This window comes from Streptomyces sp. AC627_RSS907 (assembly GCF_019049165.1).
Window position 1 is genome coordinate 1 of the sequence record NZ_JAGMUE010001243.1, and the last position, 566, is coordinate 566.

At 72.1% G+C, this 566-nt stretch carries 1 protein-coding gene; it reads right to left on the reverse strand.

Annotation, left to right across the window (positions count from 1 at the left end; translation table 11 throughout):
• On the reverse strand, nt 1-556 hold a 556-nt coding region (locus KUM32_RS41285), incomplete at its 3' end, for a neutral/alkaline non-lysosomal ceramidase N-terminal domain-containing protein (RefSeq protein ID WP_308408854.1).
• Between the last annotated feature and the right edge of the window lie 10 nt (nt 557-566).

Consider the following 566-nt stretch of genomic DNA (forward strand, 5'->3'; position numbering starts at 1 on the left):
GGGTGGGTGACATGTCGCCGGCGTTGGTCTGCGCGAACGCGGCGACGAACCGGCCACGGGCGGCCGCGTCCACGCCGAAGGCGTCGTGCTCGACCCGGTAGCTGGCATACCCCTTGTTGTCGGCGCTGATCAGCGTGTTCTTCGGGGTCATGGAGGTGGCGTGGGTGGGGAACCAGCTCAGCATGCCCACCGGCCGGCCCGCCCGCTCGAAGCGGAGCACGGTCATCCGGGTGTCCACCTCGCCCGGGAAGCGGGCCCGCTCGGCGGCCGGGTTGCGACGGAAGGCCGCCGCCGACCGGTTGACGTTCGCACCCTTCAACTCGCCGGTGGCGATCTTCACGGTGCCGGGGGCGCGATCGGCGTCGGCGGTGACGACGGCCGCCACGATGCCGGAGACGATCGCCTCGTACGTCTTCTTCTGGTGCCCGAGCGTGGTGAGGTTGTAGAGCACGTCGTGCCCGTGGCCGCCGGGGCCGGCGTGGGTGTGGGTGGCGGAGAGGACGACATTGCTCTCGGAGTAGCGCTGGCCCAGGCGCGCGGCGAGCCGGCGCAGCACCTCCTGGTGC